14 protein-coding genes are annotated in these 20,554 nt (G+C 31.7%); 6 read left to right on the top strand and 8 right to left on the bottom strand.

Going from position 1 to position 20,554, the window contains the following annotated elements; all coding sequences use genetic code 11:
* Window positions 1-161 precede the first annotated feature (161 nt).
* Window positions 162-1,586, top strand: coding sequence for a PocR ligand-binding domain-containing protein (locus IAI10_RS12035; RefSeq protein WP_315673515.1), 1,425 nt, complete (start codon window positions 162-164; stop codon window positions 1,584-1,586).
* 120 nt (window positions 1,587-1,706) lie between these two features.
* On the opposite strand, the gene IAI10_RS12030 is transcribed toward IAI10_RS12035, so the two are convergent.
* From IAI10_RS12030 to IAI10_RS12020, 3 genes are all read right to left on the bottom strand, one after another.
* On the bottom strand, window positions 1,707-3,563 hold the full coding sequence (locus IAI10_RS12030; RefSeq protein ID WP_315673514.1) for an ABC transporter ATP-binding protein: 1,857 nt from the start codon (window positions 3,561-3,563) through the stop codon (window positions 1,707-1,709).
* A gap of 3 nt (window positions 3,564-3,566) precedes the next feature.
* Window positions 3,567-5,285, bottom strand: a complete 1,719-nt coding sequence (locus tag IAI10_RS12025; protein WP_315673513.1) for an ABC transporter ATP-binding protein — start codon at window positions 5,283-5,285, stop codon at window positions 3,567-3,569.
* Window positions 5,286-5,377: 92 nt separating this feature from the next.
* Window positions 5,378-5,935 carry a DUF1003 domain-containing protein gene (locus tag IAI10_RS12020; protein ID WP_315673512.1) on the bottom strand — a complete coding sequence of 186 codons (558 nt, stop codon included), beginning with the start codon at window positions 5,933-5,935 and terminating at the stop codon, window positions 5,378-5,380.
* A gap of 388 nt (window positions 5,936-6,323) precedes the next feature.
* On the opposite strand from IAI10_RS12020, the gene IAI10_RS12015 reads away from it, so the two are divergent.
* The gene (locus IAI10_RS12015; RefSeq protein WP_315673511.1) at window positions 6,324-6,659 is read left to right on the top strand and encodes a rubredoxin-like domain-containing protein; all 336 of its coding nucleotides are present in this window, start codon (window positions 6,324-6,326) and stop codon (window positions 6,657-6,659) included.
* 46 nt (window positions 6,660-6,705) lie between these two features.
* On the opposite strand, the gene IAI10_RS12010 is transcribed toward IAI10_RS12015, so the two are convergent.
* Complete coding sequence (locus IAI10_RS12010) at window positions 6,706-7,203, bottom strand: helix-turn-helix domain-containing protein (protein ID WP_315673510.1); 498 nt, start codon at window positions 7,201-7,203, stop codon at window positions 6,706-6,708.
* 45 nt (window positions 7,204-7,248) lie between these two features.
* Window positions 7,249-8,766 carry a hypothetical protein gene (locus IAI10_RS12005; RefSeq protein ID WP_315673509.1) on the bottom strand — a complete coding sequence of 506 codons (1,518 nt, stop codon included), beginning with the start codon at window positions 8,764-8,766 and terminating at the stop codon, window positions 7,249-7,251.
* Window positions 8,767-9,439: 673 nt separating this feature from the next.
* On the opposite strand from IAI10_RS12005, the gene IAI10_RS12000 reads away from it, so the two are divergent.
* Window positions 9,440-10,657 (top strand): glycoside hydrolase family 5 protein, encoded by a 1,218-nt coding sequence (locus IAI10_RS12000; RefSeq protein WP_315673508.1) that lies wholly within the window; start codon window positions 9,440-9,442, stop codon window positions 10,655-10,657.
* A 158-nt stretch (window positions 10,658-10,815) separates the two neighbouring features.
* Here IAI10_RS12000 and IAI10_RS11995 read toward each other — a convergent pair whose 3' ends face one another.
* From IAI10_RS11995 to IAI10_RS11985, 3 genes are read right to left on the bottom strand one after another with little or no spacing between them, the layout of a single operon-like run.
* Window positions 10,816-12,384 (bottom strand): response regulator, encoded by a 1,569-nt coding sequence (locus IAI10_RS11995; protein ID WP_315673507.1) that lies wholly within the window; start codon window positions 12,382-12,384, stop codon window positions 10,816-10,818.
* Between the two features lie 41 nt (window positions 12,385-12,425).
* Entirely contained in the window at window positions 12,426-14,162 is a 1,737-nt protein-coding gene (locus IAI10_RS11990; RefSeq protein ID WP_315673506.1) for an extracellular solute-binding protein, read from the bottom strand.
* A gap of 17 nt (window positions 14,163-14,179) precedes the next feature.
* The gene (locus IAI10_RS11985) at window positions 14,180-15,961 is read right to left on the bottom strand and encodes a sensor histidine kinase (protein ID WP_315673505.1); all 1,782 of its coding nucleotides are present in this window, start codon (window positions 15,959-15,961) and stop codon (window positions 14,180-14,182) included.
* 303 nt (window positions 15,962-16,264) lie between these two features.
* Here IAI10_RS11985 and IAI10_RS11980 point away from each other — a divergent pair, with 303 nt between their 5' ends.
* The 3 genes from IAI10_RS11980 (at window position 16,265) to IAI10_RS11970 (ending at window position 20,504) form a co-directional block, all read left to right on the top strand.
* On the top strand, window positions 16,265-17,716 hold the full coding sequence (locus IAI10_RS11980; protein WP_315673504.1) for an ABC transporter permease subunit: 1,452 nt from the start codon (window positions 16,265-16,267) through the stop codon (window positions 17,714-17,716).
* Window positions 17,717-17,728: 12 nt separating this feature from the next.
* Window positions 17,729-18,700, top strand: coding sequence for a carbohydrate ABC transporter permease (locus tag IAI10_RS11975; RefSeq protein WP_315673503.1), 972 nt, complete (start codon window positions 17,729-17,731; stop codon window positions 18,698-18,700).
* A gap of 76 nt (window positions 18,701-18,776) precedes the next feature.
* On the top strand, window positions 18,777-20,504 hold the full coding sequence (locus IAI10_RS11970; protein WP_315673502.1) for a hypothetical protein: 1,728 nt from the start codon (window positions 18,777-18,779) through the stop codon (window positions 20,502-20,504).
* The last annotated feature ends 50 nt before the right edge of the window (window positions 20,505-20,554 follow it).

The following is a 20,554-nucleotide window of genomic DNA, read 5'->3' as shown; positions in this document are numbered from 1 at the left end:
TATTATTCTCTAAGAAAATCAATAATTATAAATTTTATATTTAAAAATAAAGGTTTTTAAAAAGTAATGTAGAAATTAGTATTTACTATAAATATATTGTAAAATTATAATATTTTATTATATAAACCAGCTTATCCTATTTATTAAGTGGAGGTATCAAAATGATAATTAGAGATAGCAATGGAGACATTGATATAGGTTTTCTTGAAATAAAGGATGTTATTAATATAGATTTATTGCAAATATTTCAAGATAATTTTGCTGAAAGCATGGATATTGCTAGTGTAACTGTTGGCTTGAAAGGAACACCTGTTACAAATCCTAGTTCATATACAGATTTCTGTATAAAACTTATACATTCTACTCCACTAGGTGATAATAAATGTGCAGAATCTCATAGAATTGGTGGAGAAAAGGCAGCTTTTCTAGGCAGACCCTATATATATACCTGCCATGCTGGACTTATAGATTTTGCCGCCCCTATTTTAGTTGAAAATAAGCAAATAGGTACAATTTTAGGTGGACAAATTCTCACAAACAAACCTGAATTATCAAAATATAAGAAAACAGCTAATGATATAGGTGTTGATGAAACCGAACTTGTGAAAGCGTTAAGAAGTGTTAAAATCACAGCTGAAAAGAATGTTAAGGCAGCGGCAGAGGTTCTATTTACCATCGCAAACGCCCTATCTAAAATTGGATACGAAGAAATAAGGCTAAAGAACATTTCAGAAAACTTAAAAATTGAAATAATGAAAAAAGATTTATTATTAGATGAGTCTGAAAAATATAGTAAGCTTAAAACTCAGCTTTTTTCAACAATATCCCATGAATTAAAAACTCCTCTTAATATTATTTTCAGCTCCCTTCAACTAATGGAAACACTATATTCAGCTGGTAAATTCACATCTGAGAATGATATATTTTTAAAATATTCGAAAATAATGAAGCAAAATTGCTACAGACTTCTAAGATTGATTAATAATCTAATAGATATGAATAAGATAGAATTAGGCTTTTTTAATCTTAATTTAAAGAATAGTGACATTGTAAAAATTATTGAAGATATAACATTATCTGTGGTGGAATATGCAAATTTAAAAAACATTAATTTAATCTTTGATACTGAAATCGAAGAAATGTTAATGGCCTTTGACCCTGAAAAATTCGAAAGGATAATACTTAACTTATTATCAAATGCTATAAAATTTACTAGCTCAGGCGGAGAAATATGTGTTAATATTTCTAAGCAGAATAACTATATATTTATTTCCATAAAAGATACAGGATGCGGCATTCCAGAGGATATGCTTGAAAAAATTTTTGACACTTTCACTCAGGTAGATAGTTCTTTTAAAAGGTGTGCTGAAGGAAGTGGAATAGGTTTATTCTTAGCAAAATCTCTTGTAGAAATGCATGGTGGTGAAATCAGTGTAAAAAGTAAAGTTGGTGTAGGCAGTGAATTTATAATTAGAATCCCTATAAAGCTAGTTAAAGACAAATCAGATAAAGTCTTTAATGAATGTGAAAAGTTAAATAGTCTTGTAGAAAATATAAAGCTAGAGTTCTCCGATATTTATTTATAAGGACGGATAATTTAACTTTTTGAAAAAGCCTGTTAGGCATTACTAACAAGCTTTTTTATTTAATACAAAATTCTCAATAAGTATATTTTTTAAGATTAATCTCTGCTGGGGATTATATATTCAAATACTATTCTTCGATGCTTTTCCCATTTGACTAATCACCATTTTATAATATTGACCTTTATCCTTCATGAGACTTTGATGATTTCCACTTTCTAATATTCTTCCTCCTCCTATCACCATAATATGATTTGCATCACGTATAGTAGAAAGGCGGTGCGCTATTAGAAAACTAGTTCGGTTTCTCATTAGATTTATCAATGCTCTTTGTATTTCTTTTTCTGTTTTTGTGTCCACACTACTGGTTGCTTCATCTAAAATTAATACAGGGCTATCACAAAGTACTGCTCTTGCAATAGCTATGAGCTGTCTCTGCCCCTGACTTAAATTATCCGTGGCTCCAGATACCATTGTATGGTATCCCTTTGGTAATTTATCAATAAAATCATGAGCATGCGCTATTTTAGCAGCTTTAATTACTTGTTCATCAGTAGCTTCTCTTTGTGAATAACGTATATTATCCATAATTGTACCTGTAAAGAGGCAGGTATCCTGCAGTACCACTGAAAAACATTTTCTGAGACTATCCCTTTTTAAATTTGTAATGGGTTCGTTATCAATCAAAATTCTACCACTGTCAGCATCATAAAATCGTGTTAATAAATTTACAATGGTAGTCTTTCCAGCACCAGTTTCTCCTACTAAAGCCACCACTTCTCCAGCTTTTACGCTAAAGCTGACCTGTCTTAATATAGGCGTAGCTTTATCATAGGAAAAGCACACTTCTTCAAAAGTAACATCTCCTTTTGGAGCTTCAATCTCAATAGCATTTTCTATATCTGCCAGTTCTTCTTTGCTATCTAGGATTTCAAATACACGTTCTGCTCCAGCCAGTGCAGATTGAATAGTATTAAACATGCCTGCTACTGAATTAAGCGGCTGTGCAAATTGCTTGGAATAACTCATAAAGCTTACTACAGTACCTATAGCTAGTCCATACTCTACAGATAATATACCTCCAGTAATGGCAACCATAGTAAAAATAAAATTATTAATCACATTCATAAGAGGCATCATATATCCAGACCATACCTGAGCTTTGTTACTGCTTGCATACAATTTTTCATTTATTTCTTTAAATTGTGTCAGTACATCTTGCTGCTTTCCAAAAGCTTTTACCATCTTTAAGCCTAGTATGTTTTCTTCAATCACTCCATTTAAAGCTCCTAAACTTCTCTGCTGATCTAAGAAATAAGTTCTGCTTCTCGAAGCAATTACTTTGGTAAGCAGCATTACAAGAGGAATACATAGCAAAACCACAAAAGTAAGCGGTATATTAAGTGCTATCATTACCACAAAAGATCCAATTAAAGTTAAAGCACTTGAAATTAATTGTGTGGTAGTTTGTGCTATTGTTGTGCTGATATTATCTACATCATTTGTAATTCTACTCATAGTATCACCATGAGATCGCGTGTCATAGAATCCTAAGGGAAGCTTTTGCATTTTCTCGAAGAATTCTGTACGCAAAACGAATACAAGCTTTTGTGATACCCTGAGCATTGTAATCCCGTTTATAAAAGAAATCACCCAGTTGGATATGTATAGTGCTGTAATTATGATTAAAAATCCTATAAGTATATCTGTGTTCACTGTTTTTTTAGCTATATTAAAGCTATTAAAAGTTTTTCCGATAAAATAAGGGATAGCTACAGAAATTACTGATGAAAAAGCTGTAAGTATCATAGCTGCAAATATGGTTTTAGCCCAACGCATATATATTTTTATTATTCTCATCAACGTGTTCTTTGCATTCTTAGGTTTTGCAGTGGGAGCAAAACGATTAGGTCCTCCACCTCCTGGCCTTCCGCCCATGGATGGAATTTTTACTTCTTGTTTAGAAAATTGCTGAGCCATATGCTACATCTCCTTACTGCTTTCTATTTGCGTCCTATAAATATCCCTATATACTTCACAATCTTTCATAAGTTCATCATGAGTACCAAACCCAACATTTATTCCATTATCCATAACTAGAATTTTATCTGCAAACATAGCTGTTCCGCAGCGTTGAGTAATAGTAATTATAGTCTGTTTTTCAGATTTAGAATTTAAATTAGATATCACTTTAGCTTCAGTTACCGCATCAAGAGCGCTTGTAGCATCATCTAACATAATTACAGATGAATTTTTTATTATACCTCTGGCTATTGAAATTCGCTGTTTTTGTCCACCTGATACATTAACTCCTGCACTTCCTAGCCTGCTTTCATATCCTTCCTGCATCTTTTCAATAAAGCCTGCTTCTGCCTTATTTGCAGCTTCATGAAGCATTTCATTGCTAGCTTTTTTATTTCCCCATTTAATATTTTCTGCAATGGATCCCGAAAATAACATAGGTGCCTGAGGTACAATAGCAATATCTCTTCTCACAGAATCAACACTAAGGGATTTAATATCATCACCATTAATTAGAATTTTACCGCTGTTTACATCATAAAATCGTAAAAGTAGCCAAGCAATTGTAGATTTACCGCTGCCTGTTGGACCTATTATTGCTAAACTTTGTCCATCCTTGATTGAAAAAGATAGATTATTTATTGCCGGAACTCCACTTCCATTAGGATATGCAAAGGTCACATTTTTAAATTCAATATAGCCGTTTAGCTCTCTATTCTCACCTTTATTGTCGAAATCCGCCTTGCAGTCAAACACTTCTTTAATGCGGGCTGTAGAAGCTTTTGTCCTTACAAAAGTGTTAAATATGTTTGTTATCATAATCAAAGATGTAAGTATTTGTGCCATGTATATTGTAAATGCTGTTATATCTCCAGGTTTAGCTAGATTTGATACAAACATCCTGCTTCCCAAGAAAATAACGCTTACCGTGCCTATTCCTACAGTAAGTGTTATAAGCGGGGATATTAAAGTAATAACAATTTGAGAAGATATGCCTTTTTTCATTAAATTCATATTGGCTGCTTGAAATTTATCTGTCTCCTTATCATAGGTACCAAAAGCTTTCACTAGACGAACACCTATAAGATATTCCTGTACCACTGAATTTACCTTATCCATAGCCTTCTGCAGTTTATAAAATCGAGGATAGCTGAGCTTCATACTAATTACAATAAGCACAGCCACCGCTGCCACAATTATATAAATGATAATACTTAATCTAAAATTGAGCAGACTTGCAAGTATAATGCTTCCAACACAGGTGATAGGAGCTTTTAAAAAGATTCTCATAATTCCATTTACAAACTGTGTAATTTGTGATGTATCATTTGTCATACGAGTTATAAGAGAGCCGCTTTCAATTTTATCGGTACTTTCCTCTGAAAAGTATATCATTTTTTCAAATAAATCATATCTCAAATCTGCCCCCACTCGCTGAGATACTTTACTTGCTAAAATATTACGTATAACCGCGAAACCTGCTCCTGCAGCAGTTACTATTAACATAAGAGTTCCCCAATAATAGACCTTGGAAAGTGATTTGTTATCAATTCCCATATTAATAATATTTGACATAAGTGTTGGACCAAGCAAGTCACAGATTGCTTCGAAGGCCACACAAAAAACAGCCACTAGAAATGGCACTTTGTATTTGTTGAAATATTTACTATATAAGTTCATATTTTAATTCCTCTCTTTACTATGGTGCTACTTATATATTATAAATCCATTTCCTTCTCAAAAGCTTATATTTTATGTATACAAACCTACAGCTATTTACTATTACTTCTTAAGCTTTCCATTTCTTTTAGTAAAGCTTCTTGATTTATTCTATATTCTTCCTGTCTTTCTATTAGCAAGTCTATTTTATTGTGAAGATCTTCTATTATTATTTCTGATTTTAAATTAACAAGATAATCATTTGAAGCTGTTAATCTATCCTTTTCTGATTGACGATTCTGTGACATCATAATAATTGGAGCCTGTATAGCCGCAAGACAAGATAACATTAAATTTAAAAAAACAAAAGGATAGGGATCAAAGGCCCTTGTAGCCAATATAACTGTATTAATTGCAATCCAAATTATTAATACTGCTACAAAACCAATTATGAATATCCAGCTTCCTCCAAAGGTTGCTATTTTATCTGCTGTTCTTTGCCCAACAGTTAAGTTATCATCTTGAGTCTTATTGATATTTTTAGAAACTTTTCCGCTAATAAGTTCGTGTATTAGTTCCTCATCAATATTACTTCCTTTTAAATCCCGGTCTTTGGCTAATATTTCTCTTACCAGCTCCTCTTTATCAGGCAATTTATTTTTTTCTTCCATAAATAATCACTCCTAACTTTAATATTGGGTACTTATCTATATTTTACCACTCATTAGCAAAAATATTTCGCCAATAATTAAATACGTATAAAATATAATGTTATGTTTTAAAATGTTGATATTATCTTTAAAAATTAGCCTATGTCCTACAAAATATATCCAAACTGAAGTAATATTGCATTACCGTTTTTAAAAAATAAAAGTTTGTAAATAATAATTATTATTTAATAAAAAATATTGACTTTTCCCTTTATTGGTATTATATTATAAATATAGACAAGAACATTATTAATACAAGCATTATTGAAAAGCACAATTTTTATTTTACTCATATAATGAATTTATTAGAGTTTAAAAAACAATTTTATGATTGAAGGAGAGGATTTTAATGAAAAAATTATTTAAATGCAGTGTTTGTGGTTACATATTCGAAGGAGAAGCAGCACCAGAAAAATGTCCTAAATGCGGAGTTGGAGCAGATAAATTTGAGGAATTAAGCAGCGAAGATGCTGAAAAAATATATCGTTCTAATAAAACAAATGATATTCATATGGAAGTAATAGCTTTAGCTTCAAAAATAATAGCTTTAAGCGAAGAAGGAATAGAAGATAATCTAGATCCAAAATGTGTAGCTGCTTTTAATCAAGCAAAGAATGAAGCTTGGACAATAAAACAAAGATGTAAGACTGAATTAGCTGGACACATGAAATTAGGAAAATGGTAAAAAAGAGAGAAGTCGCCTTTCTAGGCGGCTTTTTTTATCAACTATTCTATAATTCTTCTTGGTCTTTTTTCTCTATGAGCACTGAAATTGAACTTAACATATCTTGTATAAACTTCATATTTCCCCATAGCATTATTCTTAATCTGCTTTCTTTCTCCTGATACTTCATATTAAGTGTGGCTTTATCCATTTTAGAATCATTAATATTCATTACAGCTATGAGAGTATTTGATATTCTCATATATTCATCCTTATTTACATCCTTTAAATCTATAACGGTTGATATATTAATCCTTTCCTTCGAAACATGTTCCATTTTTTCAGTAGTTACAAAATCTATATTTTCCTCATCCTCAACTTTTTCTTCTTTAACTCCATGACTATTTTTTTCCATAAATACACTTAATGCGTGCTCTGATATTCGCCACTGCTTTCCTACCTTGCTGGCTTCAAGTTTTCCATCTGATATAAATTTTCTTATAGTTTTATGGTGCATTCCTAATATTTCTGCAACCTTATCTATTGTATAAAAATTATTTTCCATGATACCTAACCTTTCAATTTAAAAATGTTTCTAAAATATTCAGCATCAATTTTTTACAACTTCTTGAACGTAATGCCAGGTTTTGCCTTCATCTGATGATTGATATAGCGCTTTACTTCCACCATTATAATCACCATCAGCTCCTTGCCCAACTAAGACATTAAGATTTCCGTTTTTATTATAAGGCATCTCAGGTAAATCAAAAGGATTATAAGTTTCCCCTCCCTTTAATGTAGCTTTTACAGCTGGAAAATCTAGCTTTTTATAAGACAGTCCTCCATCTTCTGTACGATACAACTCACCACTCTTTCCTCCGCTATAGGATAAACATAAAAAGCCGAGCTTATCATTCAAAAAAGTTATTCCTGCTGCTACTCCAAGCTTTCCTGAAAAAGGATCCTGATTTATAGTTTTCCAAGTTGCCCCTCCATCGGAAGTAGATGCTAATGAATAGGATCTGCTACCTGCTGCAGCTGCGGTGACTTCTAAGCGATATCCTATTTTTTTAGATAAATAGAATTGTTCCGCTACATCTGGCTTGTTGTTGTCATCTGTTCCAATGCTTATATTGTTATTCTCATTTTCAGATTTGATATTATTTAAATCATCAGTAAAATTATATCTAACAGGAGTATATGCATTTTCTTTACCTGGCACATATACTGATACGAAATACCCTATTATTTCTGAATTAGCTTGATAGGCTTGTTTTGTATTTCCCTTTCCATCAATATAAACCACCCCAGTTGTACTATATCCAAAGCTTCGTTTACCAGAATACAGAATCCCATATTCCTTCTGATCTTTCCAATTGCTTATTGTTTTCTTGATTGGAATAACTTTCATGGTTTTAAATAATGGTTCTAAGAGTTTATCTTCACTATAGTCAGGTTTTGCATAACCATTTAAATATATAGTTATCTTATTTGACTTAACGCTATCATAGCTAATTAAAAAGCTTTCCATTTTACCCTTAGAATTTTTTCCATAAATAAATGTATCTAAAGAAGTAATGGTTCCGCTAGAGTTAAATTTAAAGGCAAAATTTGTGGAAATATATAATTTTTCAGGCATAGTAATTTTACTTTTAATATCAGTAAAAATCCCTTCTATTCCATCATTATAGATATTATTATGTACAAAGGTCACAGTTCTTTTATCTTCTAGATCCTTTAAAAACCAAGCTAACTTTCCATTATATTTCTGTGAGCTATGATATATTCTAGTTCCATAAAATAATGTTATGAACACTATAATTACTATAGCTATACAAGACCACAAAGTCTTATAAACGCTTTTGTGATCTTCATCAGATTCTAAATCATCCCTTACCTTATCTATTTTTCCATTACGCAAATTTTTTACAATTCTAATTATAAAAATGATTAGATATATTAAAAAAAATGCAGCACAGACAGGTAAAATGACAGTATTATAATCTTTTCTTCCAACTCGGCACAAGATATCTAATTCGTAAAACGCTATAACGTACACTAAAATAAATACTGGATTAGTCAGCATTGATAGGAATAATTTTCTTTTACTTTTTTTATTTTTGTTCATAATATCCTCCTATCTTCTCTAATTTATTAAACATATCCAAACATATAAATTATACTTCAAATCGCATAAAATATCTAATTTATTAACCCACATCCTAAAATAAATATAATTAATCTATGTAATAATAGAAGCTATATTGTCTATCGTAGATATTTTTAGGATTAATGTAAGTATTTCAACTTACATTTTGTATTTTGCTTATTTTTGACATTTTACATTATAGTACAATAATTGTATTATTAGACTATAATGTATTAAATAACTTCACCTTTTATACTTTGCTGTAACCGATTACTTTAGAGGATAAAGATACTATCTATCTCAAGTAATATCTTTTATGCTCCAAAATAGGACATGCAAAGCCATTTTATCACCGAGGATGGCTCATTATGATTGGTAGCCAATTATAACAAAGCAACCCTTAAAGTTTCTTCTATGTAGTATGAAAGAAACCATACCTAGGCAATCAAAACCTTTATCAGCATTCTCTTAAAATATAGCCTTATTTTTGTTAAATAGTTGTATCTAAAGGAGGTGATTATTAAATCATTCTAACTTAACGATTACCAAATCATACACTTTATAACAAAACTTCAAATTTAAATCTAAAAAAGCTCAACCAGTACTGTGTAGAAAATTTAAATGAAAATGAATTATGAAAGGATGTTTTATAATGCCAAGAATTAAATCAATTAAAATTTTTCTTGTTACTATGATGTTTTCACTTACAACTATCCTCTCTGGCTGGAGTTCTGCGGTTTTAGCTTCCTCTTCACTAACAAGTGATTTCAATCAATTAAATGCTACACAAATAGTTTCTGACATGGGTGCTGGATGGAATTTAGGAAATCAGCTTGAAGCTAATTCTAATGGTGTACCCAGCGAAACTGCCTGGGGCAATCCTACGGTTACACAGGCTTTAATCCAAAAAGTAAAAGCAGCAGGTTTTAAAACTATACGTATTCCTGTGTCATACTTAAATAAAATAGGAAATGCTCCAAATTATACTATAGATGCTTCTTGGCTCTCCAGAATAAAGGGAGTTGTTGACTACGCATACAGCCAAGGTCTATATGTAATTATCAATATACACGGAGATGGATATACTTCAGTTAGTGGCTCATGGTTATTATGTAATTCGAATGACCAAACTACCATTAAAGCAAAATATCAAAAAGTTTGGCAGCAAATAGCAAACCAATTTATAAATTATGATGAGCATTTAATATTTGAATCTATGAATGAAGAATTTGATGGTACTTACGGCACACCTAATACTACCTACTATTCAAATATAAATGCCTATAATCAAATTTTTGTTGACACTGTAAGGCAAACAGGTGGTAACAATAGTGCAAGATGGCTTTTAATTCCTGGCTGGAACACCAATATAGATTATACAGCTGGAAATTATGGCTTTGTTCTCCCTACAGATAATTATAGATCAAGTACAATACCAAGTTCAGAAAAAAGAATAATGATATCGGCTCACTATTACTCTCCATGGGATTTTTGTGGTGATCAATCTGGCACAATAACGCAATGGGGAGCAACTGCTACTAATAGTTCAAAGAAATCTACTTGGGGACAAGAAGATTATTTGAATTCAGAATTTCAGTCAATGTATAATAAATTCGTAGCCCAAGGATATCCTGTAGTAATTGGAGAATATGGAGCAGTAGATAAAACGAGTGCTGATTCAACTAATAATACTTATCGTGCTGCATTTGCAAAAGCAGTGTGTTCTACAGCTAAAAAGTATAAATCCGTACCAGTATACTGGGATAATGGATATAATGGACAATATGGTTTTGGATTGTTTAACAGATCTACTTATGCTATAACTCAACAAGGAATAATTAATGCCATAATGAGTGGTATTAATTCCTAAGACATTAATATAAAAAAAGGATACTTCAATACAAATAAAACCATACATAATAGATTACTCTCATATCTATTTATGCATGGTTTTCATATTATTTAGGACTTTTATGCATTACGGAACAGCACCTTTCATTAATCATATGTTTGATTCTATAGAATATATTAATGATGGATTGAAACATACATACTTTTTCTTCTAAACTCCATAGGACTTACTCCTACATGCTTTTTAAATTTTTCATAAAAATAGTTCATGCTGCTATATCCAACTTTTTCAGAGACTTCATAAATCTTAATTGATTTTTCTGCCAACATAATTTTTGCTTTTTCTATTCTTACCTTATCTAGATAGTTATTAAAATTTTCACCAGTATAATTTTTAAATATTTTACCTAAATACGCGCTATTATAATTAAATATCTCTGCCAGACCTTCTAATCTTAATGATTTATAGTAATTTTTATCAATATAATTTAAAATGCGTTTTATAACACCATCAGTAGAATTATTGCAAACTTTATCAGAGATACTACAAAATAAATCATTCAAATATTTAATTACGGAATATAAATTTGATTTTTCGTAAATATGATAAATAATTTCTTCACATGGTGGAGTCATATTACTAATATGGTTATAATTTGCGTTAATCTTCTGTTTAAGCTCCACAGCAATATTTATAGATATGCCTTTTACCTTATCTAAGGAATAATCGTTACGGACAAAATAAGAGGTTAGATCATCAAGTATATTCATCATTCTTTCTTTATCGTTTACTTCTATATAGGTAAATAGCTCTTCAATATAGTCATATATTTCCTTTTTCTTAGGATTATACGACTTTATCACAAATTTATTAAATATATTATCCCAAGATACAACTTTAATTTCATCTTTAAAAAATCCAATTTCCAGTAGTCTTATTGCATCTTTATAAGATAATGATATATTGTTCCATCCTTCAATCATCCTTCCTATAGTAATAAATATTTCTAAATTCTCAGCTCTGATTATTCTTTTATATAGCCTTTCACATATTCTTACTGATTTAGAAGTGCTAGTATTTTTAATTAGTAATACAATATTATTATCTATAGTAACAATATCAATATTTTCCATTTCTCCTATAAAGTCTAAGATAAGAGACATCAATTTTTCCTTAACTGCATTGCTTTCCAGAAATAATTTGCTATATATTAATGCTGTCTGGAAATTCATATTTGGTTCGCAGGATTTTTTCAAACTGTTAACCTTTTCAAATTGTTGAAAGCTTTCATTTCCTAAAATTATATTTCTTAAAGCCATATTTTTAGAATTTTTTTCACCATCGGATATCATTTGCTGGACTTCCTTTTCTTTTAGTATCTCATCTCTGGCATGCTTTACCGCTTCTATAAACTCTTCCTCATCTATTGGTTTAAGTATATATGAGCACACTCCTAATTTTATTGAACTTCTTGCATATTCGAAATCTGAAAATCCAGTAAAAACAATAAATTTTCCTTTAAAGCCTCTTCCATTCACATATTTTATAACATCAATTCCGTCCATTCCTGGCATACTAATATCCATTAAAACAAGATCTGGTTCCAATGAATTTATCTTTTTCACAGCATCTATGCCATCTACTCCTTCTCCGCATATGTAAAATCCATATTCTTCCCAAGGTATAAACTCTTTTACTCCTTCTCTAGCTTTAGGCTCATCATCAACTATTAATACCTTCAACATATATCAATTACCTCCCAAAAACTGATAACATAAATATTTTATTATTTTCCATTTTTTCTAGCATAAAATTGTTTCTTAGCCTGGCCTATATAAAAATTAACCACTTCATCATAGCCTAGGTTTTTAGCCTTAGTTATCATTTCATTTTCCAGTGAAGTAAAAGCATTATCATTATTCGCAAATATCATTTTCCAAGAATACTGCTTGATTATAGCAGAAATTTTACTTTGTTTCTGCTGTAGAGAACTGCCAAGTGTATCTGTGCTAATACTAAGTGCTGGACTTATAGCTATCATATTGTTTTTTATAAGATATTCCTTAGATGTGGAAGCCCCCATAGCACTTTTCCAGCTTTTCTCTAGGCTGGTAGGCTGACTTTCTAAGGTAGATTTCCATAGATTATAATCATAGGGCTCATTAAATTCCAGATTTATTGAAGTTGTCTTTACATTGCAATAGTTTATCTGATTTCCTCCCTCATTAAAATCTCCACCTCCAAATTTTTCAGGCACAGTTACCTTATTTGAAGGAAGGGCTTTTTTGCCAAAATCTGTTACAAATGGATGTCCATCTTTAATATCCCACGCTAACCCTTTAGGTCCGTAATTAGAGGTCATTATTCCTTCAGGGGTATACAGCCAGTTAACAAATTTCATTACCCTCTCAGGATCCTTAGTTTTTGCTCCTATGGCAATTACCCTATTCCCTCCATAGCTTGTAGCTCCATAGGAATATACACTCTCATCACTAAAAGGTACAAAAGCCATTCCTTTGCCATTATCTACCCTTTCACAGGTATTATACATTTCGGCCATCCAGGGAAACCAAGAAAACAATATTTGTCCATCTATGATTTTATTGTTTACATCGTAATATTTTTGCGATATTGATTCTGGATCAATAAGTCCCATTTTGTTGGCATCATAATATAATTTAAGAGTTCTTAAATAATACCCTTTAGCATCTAGAATATCTTGATATTTTTCTTGATTAGCATGTACTAAAAGAAAGCCCAACTCATCATAACCATACATGCAGGCAAACTGTTTTCCAGCCGTTAAAAAATAAGTATCCCAATCTCCCCATAAGGAGAATCCATAAGTAGGTTTTCCTGAATCACTTTTAGGCTCAGCCTCCTGCATTTTCTTTAATACAGGCAGAAGATCTTCCATGGTTTTCATTTTTGGTGCACCTACTTTTTCATAGACATCCCATCTTAAGTCCGGTCCGAAAGCCATGGAATTACCTTCTGATGGCGAATTTGCGGACATATTAGATATATCGTGTCCTAATCCATAAACACTTTTTCCAGCGCCGAAATTTGTTTTATTTTTTTCGATAGCTTTAGAGTAATTTTCAACTATATCTTTACCATATTTGTCTAACAAAGCATCCTTATTCCAATCCAATAAAAGCCCTGCCTTTATTGCATCTGTATATTTTTGATCATCTGTAGAAAAAATAATAATATCTCCAAGATTTCCTGCAGCCATTCTAGTACCGTATTTTGCCTCCCCGTCTTGAAGATTAGGAGCAATTATGTTCAGTTCTATATTAAATTTATCTTTAACAACTTTTCCAAACCATCCGCTTTGTTTTCCAGCATAATTGGATGTCATAGAAAACACATCTAGCTTCAATGCTTCTTCCTGATCATCTTTTACAGCTTTATTTGCTTCCCTTGGAGCTTTTTTACATCCCCATAAACCTGATGAGGCTACAGTTATCACAGTAATTGTAATAAAAATATTTAAACCTTTGATAAAGCGTACTTTCATTATATTTTTCTCCTTCCTTAAAGACTTTTCATAACTATTCTTACCACTGTGCCAATTCCAGGTTTACTGTAGATTTCAAAGCTGCTGCTTGTTCCATAATATGCCTTTAGCCTTTCCATTATGTTTTTTACTGCATATCCGCTTTCTCTAGCTCCAGTAACTTGTCCCGATAATACTTCCTTCAACACTTCATTAGTTGTTCCAACTCCATCATCAATAATTTTGAAGCAAAGTTTATCTTGAAGCATATTTGCTTTTACAATGATGGTACCATGACTTCGTTTAGGCTCTATCCCATGGTTGAGAGCATTCTCAACAAGCGGCTGAAGAACACTTTTTATCATTTTATGATTGTAAACCTCTTCATCTATATCGTAAACAACATCAAACATATCTTCAAATCTTATCTTTTGAATATTTAAATATGCCTTAACCATTTCTATTTCTTCTTTAGCAGTGATTTCATTACGACCTTTACTAAGTACTAATCTATAAAACTTAGCGAGAGAATTTGATATTTTTTCTATTTCAGGAGATTTTACTTTTCTTGCTGTCCATGATATAGTCGCAAGAGTATTATATAAAAAGTGTGGATTTATCTGAGCTTGTAAAATTTTAAGTTCTGTTTCTTTTTCTATAAGTTTTATCTTATATACCGTTTCTATTAGTTCATGAATTCGGCTAGTCATATGATTAAAGGTTGAACCTAATTGCCCAAATTCATCCTTAGACTTAACCTCCACAGAAACATTAAGATTTCCTTCCCTCACTTGCTTCATAGCTTTTACTAATATCTTGATTCTAGCAAGCAAAGCTGAGGTAGTTATGTAAATTATAATACCGATGAGAATTGAAAAGAAAATTAGTACAGCTACGGTTTTTTCAAAGTTTTTATTCACATTATTATTAAAATGACTTGTTGGAAATATTCCAATAATATTAAATCCAAGCTCATCTATAGGAATAGAAATTAGTAATGAATTCACTCCATTCACCTTCTGAATCCTATTTATTTTATCATGTACAGAAAATTTACTTATCCCCGTTTCAGAAATATTTTTTTTAAATAATTCTGATATGTTATCTGATATTATAGTATTATTGCCATCTACAATGAACACGCGTCCAAATTTTGTTACAATAGGATTCCTAAGCATATTAAAAATTACGCTCTCTTTTATGTCTATACTGAGTAATCCTATGTCCTGATATGTATTTTTCGAAATTATCTTTTTTGAAAAAGTAAGCACCTGATCTGAATTTGTTTCTTCATTTGAATTAACATAATAATTTTCTTTATGAGTGCTTATCCACCCATCCTTTACTTTTTTTTCACTAACTAATTGCTTGTAAAAATTAGAATCGCTTAATTCATTCACGCTATAAAAACTATAAGCCTTTTCAGTGACTACATTATCTGACATATATAGCATCATAGAATTTATATTATTATTAAGCTTAATAACATGCTCGATAATAGGTGATATTTGAAATTGATATTCTTCTAGCTGTTGAATTCGATTTTCGAATTTAGTGTCAAGAAAATTCTGAACATCACTATCGTAAATTATATTAGCAGCTTCACTTTCTATTAAATTTTGTTTTTGAAGTATACTTTCTTTAGCTTGAAGGATATTTTGTTCCATTAAAAGACTTGCCTGTTTGATCGAAGTATTTGAGGTTTGAACATACAAATAAACTGCGGTGAATATTATTTCGATTAATAAAATTCCAAAATAAGTAGATGCAAACTTCAAACTTACGCTAAGATTCCTAAAAAAGCTTAATAACGTTTTCATTTGGCTGCCACCTCAATTACACATATATAGTTGTTGCACTATTATCTACTACTACATTGTATCATCTCAATATATTTCCTTCAACTCTTAAATAATTTTTTATATAAAAAAAATATGTGAAATTATATCTAATAATTATAATGTACCATTTGTTAATAACATGTTAACATACAGATAACGAAATTAACTTTTTCTAACAAATGCAGAAATATATAATCTATCTTTTCTTCAAAGCTTAATTATTGAAGTGGTGACGATAATATTTTTCTCTAAGACAAAATTTAACAGGTGGTGGATGTAAAAATGTCAGAAATCAAATTACAAAAAAGCAACTCATTGATGCTTCTATTAAGGGGAGCTGTGATTGTACTAGTTTCAGCCTTAATTATACCTCCACTCAATCCAGCAAGAATGAGTGAACTAATAGACAAGAATTCAGCCTTTTTTACAATGGCTACTTCATATGGTTCACTTTCAGAAGCATTTACACGTGCTATTAATAGGGGTTGGGTGGACAGCAGTACTTTAATTACTATTTATATTTCTTCACTATTAGGACTTCTATGTATTCTTACAATTGTTGCAGGCTGCTGCATGACATTAGGAAAAAAACGTCTACAAAAATTAGGAACCTTAATAATTTCTATTGGAAGCAGTGTTGGTATTCTTGATTTAATGCTTTTAATACCTGCATATCTAGCTTTATCTGGGTCAAGCAGGCCTGGCAGCATTAAACCAATGTTTGCATTTGGTTTTTGGGTTTTCACTGCTTTATTTATAGCTTGTGGGGTTTTAGCTCTCATAAATATGAAATCGATTCCTAAGCTTACTGAAGAAGACAAATATGAAATGGAAGCTAAATACAGATTATTTTTGATGATTCTTCCTTTCGTAATACTGTGTTTCGCATTCTGTTACCTTCCACTTTGGGGGTGGCGTTATTCCTTCTTTGATTATAAACCAGGAATAGATTTAAGCTCAGATAATTTCGTCGGTTTTAAGTGGTTTACCTTTCTATTTAAAAATGCTGCAAGCAGAGCAGATATCATCAGAGTCATGACAAATACTCTTGCTATGAGCGGGCTTGGTATAATAACCTCCTTCGTACCAATGGCATTTGCCATTTTTCTCACAGAAATTAAATCTAATAAATTTAGAAAATTAGTGCAAGTAGTTACAACTATACCAAACTTTATAAGCTGGGTTTTAGTTTTCAGTTTTGCTTTTGCATTGTTTTCTACTGAAGGCTTCGTCAATTCTATGTTGATAGATTTAGGCCTAATAAAAACAGGAACAAACTTTCTAATGAGCGGTTCACATATTTGGCTTAAAATGTGGGCTTGGGGTACTTGGAAAGGTTTAGGCTGGAGTGCAATTATATATATAGCAGCTATATCAAGTATAGACCAGCAGCTTTATGAAGCTGCCACCGTAGATGGTGCTGGGAGATTCAAGAGAATTTGGCACATAACAGTTCCTGGATTAATTCCAACTTTCTGCGTGCTTCTTCTATTGGGCATAGCCGGTATTCTTTCCAACGGAATGGATCAATACTACGTATTTAGAAATTCTGCAAATCAAAATCCTATTGAAGTTTTAGATCTTTATGTATATTTGCTTGGTCTTGGTAATGGAGGAACTGGAAATATACCTCTAGCTACTGTAGTAGGTATGATGAAATCAATTATTAGCGTTGTGCTATTGCTTGGCGCTAACTGGGTTTCAAAACTAATCCGAGGCGATAGTATTATATAGGAGGAATTAAAAATGATAACTAACAGCTCAAATGTAACTAATACAAATCTCAGCCCTAAGTATAAAAAAAGAAAGAAAAAATTTGGAAATGAAAAAACTATAATTGATATTGTATTTGACTTTTTTAACTATACACTCTTTGCTATATTCTCATTAATATGCATATTCCCTTTCTACTATTTGTTTATAAATACCATAAGCAATAATAAACTTGTTAGAAATGGTGAGATAAAACTGATTCCGAAGGGAATTCATTTTGATAACTATATATCTTTGTTTAAAGTTAATGATCTTGGAACCGCTGCAATGGTATCTATAGCTAGAACTGTAATAGGAACTGTATTAATGGTTTTGGCTTCCGCTTTTGTCGGATATCTGGTAACGAAAAAGCAAATGTGGGGAAGAAAATTCATATATAGATTCATAATAATTACCATGTATTTTAATGCTGGTTTGATTCCCTGGTATTTGAATCTATCCATGCTTGGATTAACTAACAATTTTTGGGGATATATAATACCTAGTATTGTGGCACCTTTCAATATAATCTTAGTAAAAACTTATATTGAATCTATTCCTCAAGATTTGGAAGAAAGCGCTCAAATTGATGGAGCTGGATACTTCACTATATTCTGGCGAATCATACTTCCTTTAAGCAAACCAATTTTAGCTACAGTTGCTGTATTCGGAGCAGTAGGACATTGGAACAGCTTCACAGATTCAATGATTTTAATGTCTGGTAAACCAGCTCTCTACACTCTTCAATACAGATTATATATTTATTTAACTAGTACCTCTGATTTATCAGCACTTATGAGTTCAGGTGGAGGTTCAGTATCAACAGGCGTACTTGATGCTACTCTTAACATGAGAACTATAAGAATTACTGTCGCTATGGTTACTATTCTCCCTATTTTACTGGTTTATCCTTTTATGCAGCGTTTCTTTGAAAAAGGAATAATGATTGGTGCAGTTAAAGGCTAACAAATAATAGGAAGAATTATATATATATGTAACAAATCAAGTCTTTTATTTTATATTATAGGAGGGATCTTTAAAAATGAAAAAAACAACTAGAGTTCTAAGCATCATAACTTCTTGCATGGTTGCAGTTTCTCTCGTAGGCTGCGGCAAAGGAAAAACTAACACCACATCAACAGCTTCAAAAAATGACTTAAAGGATATCATTCCCAAAAATACTGTTACTCTTAATGTTTATTCTGAATTAGCTAACTTTTCAGGTGAACAGATAGGTTGGTTTGCAAAAGTAATTAAAGATAAATTCAACGTAAAGTTGAATATTGTTAAATCCGGAGATGGAGTATTTGCTACAAGAGCAGAATCTAAGGATTTGGGGGATATTGTAGTTTTCGGTGATGATTCTACTAATTACAAGCAAGCTGTTACTGGAAAGCTATTACTTGACTGGAATCAAGATAATTTAGTGCAAGATTATGGTTCTTACATTTCCAAGAATATGAAACAAGCACTAGAAAAGAACAAATCTATTTCAAACGGAACTTTGTATGGCTTTGGGTATGATGTAGGAAGTAGTTCTAAGGAATACTCTCCTTCCTCCTACAGACCAGATATCAGATGGGACTTATACAAGCAGTTAGGCTACCCTCAAGTAAATACTTTAGAGGATTTTGTAAGCGTTCTCGGCGATATGCAGAAGCTTGCTCCTACTTCAGACACAGGCAAAAAGACCTATGGTGTATCCTTGTTTAAAGACTGGGATGGAAATATGGTAATGTTTGTTAAAGCAACAGCAGCTCTATATGGCTGGGATGAATTTGGATTTGGTCTATACAATGTAGAAACTGGCGAATATCAGGATGCTCTTAAAAAAGACGGAATGTATTTAAGATCTTTGAAATTCTACAATACACTTTATCAAAAAGGACTTCTTGCTCCAGATTCAATGACTCAAACTTATGACGACATGTCTGAAACATACAAAACAGGTGGAGCATTCTTTAATATATTTGATTGGATGGGAAGCGGTTTATACAACACTGATGCACACTTAAAAGCTGGAAAATCTATGCAGCAATTAACTGCAAAAGATCAAAAGAATGTAGCTTATGGCTTAAATGTTAACGGTGGAAATCGTCTTTGGACTATAGGTGCTAAAACTCAGTATCCAGAGCTTTGCATGGCTATTATCAACTGGTTAAGCACTCCTGAAGGCGTAATGACTTACAATTATGGACCTCAGCATGTTACTTGGGATTACGATAAAGACGGAAAACCTTATTTAACTCAGTTAGGAGAGACTTGCATGTCCAACCAAGATACTGAACTTACTGGTAACTACAGTGGAAAATTCACTGATGGAGTATGCAAAATCAATAACACTACTTGGTCAATAAATGCAGTAAACCCAGATGCAAAAAATGGTGATACTTACAACTATAAATTCTGGGCAAGCAGACAAAATCTGCCTGTAACCGATATAGAAAAAGATTGGAAAACTAAAACTGGTGCAACAAATGCAAAAGATGCTCTAGCAAAGAATAAGCAAGTTGCTATTTCCCTTGGAACAACTTATTCAGCAACTGCACAAAGCAATGAATTAACTACAACTTGGAATCAGGTTAAGACAGCAATAACAAGCTACTCTTGGAAAGCAATCTATGCTAAATCTGATGACGAATTCAATTCTATAGTTAAAGAAATGACTGATAAAGCTAATTCTTATGGATATGCTGATTGTGTAAAATATCAACAAAATGAAGCAAATAATCGTAAAGCATTGGATGATAAAGCTAGATCAGCTAAATAATATTTTAGGGACCTTCTGTAGAGCAGAAGGTCTCTATTTATCTTACGAAG

Origin of the sequence: Clostridium sp. 19966 (assembly GCF_032335695.1) — a bacterium.
GTDB lineage: Bacteria > Bacillota > Clostridia > Clostridiales > Clostridiaceae > JACTOJ01.
Note: the sequence above shows the minus strand (reverse complement) of the source record. Positions and strands in the feature narration are given on the sequence as shown.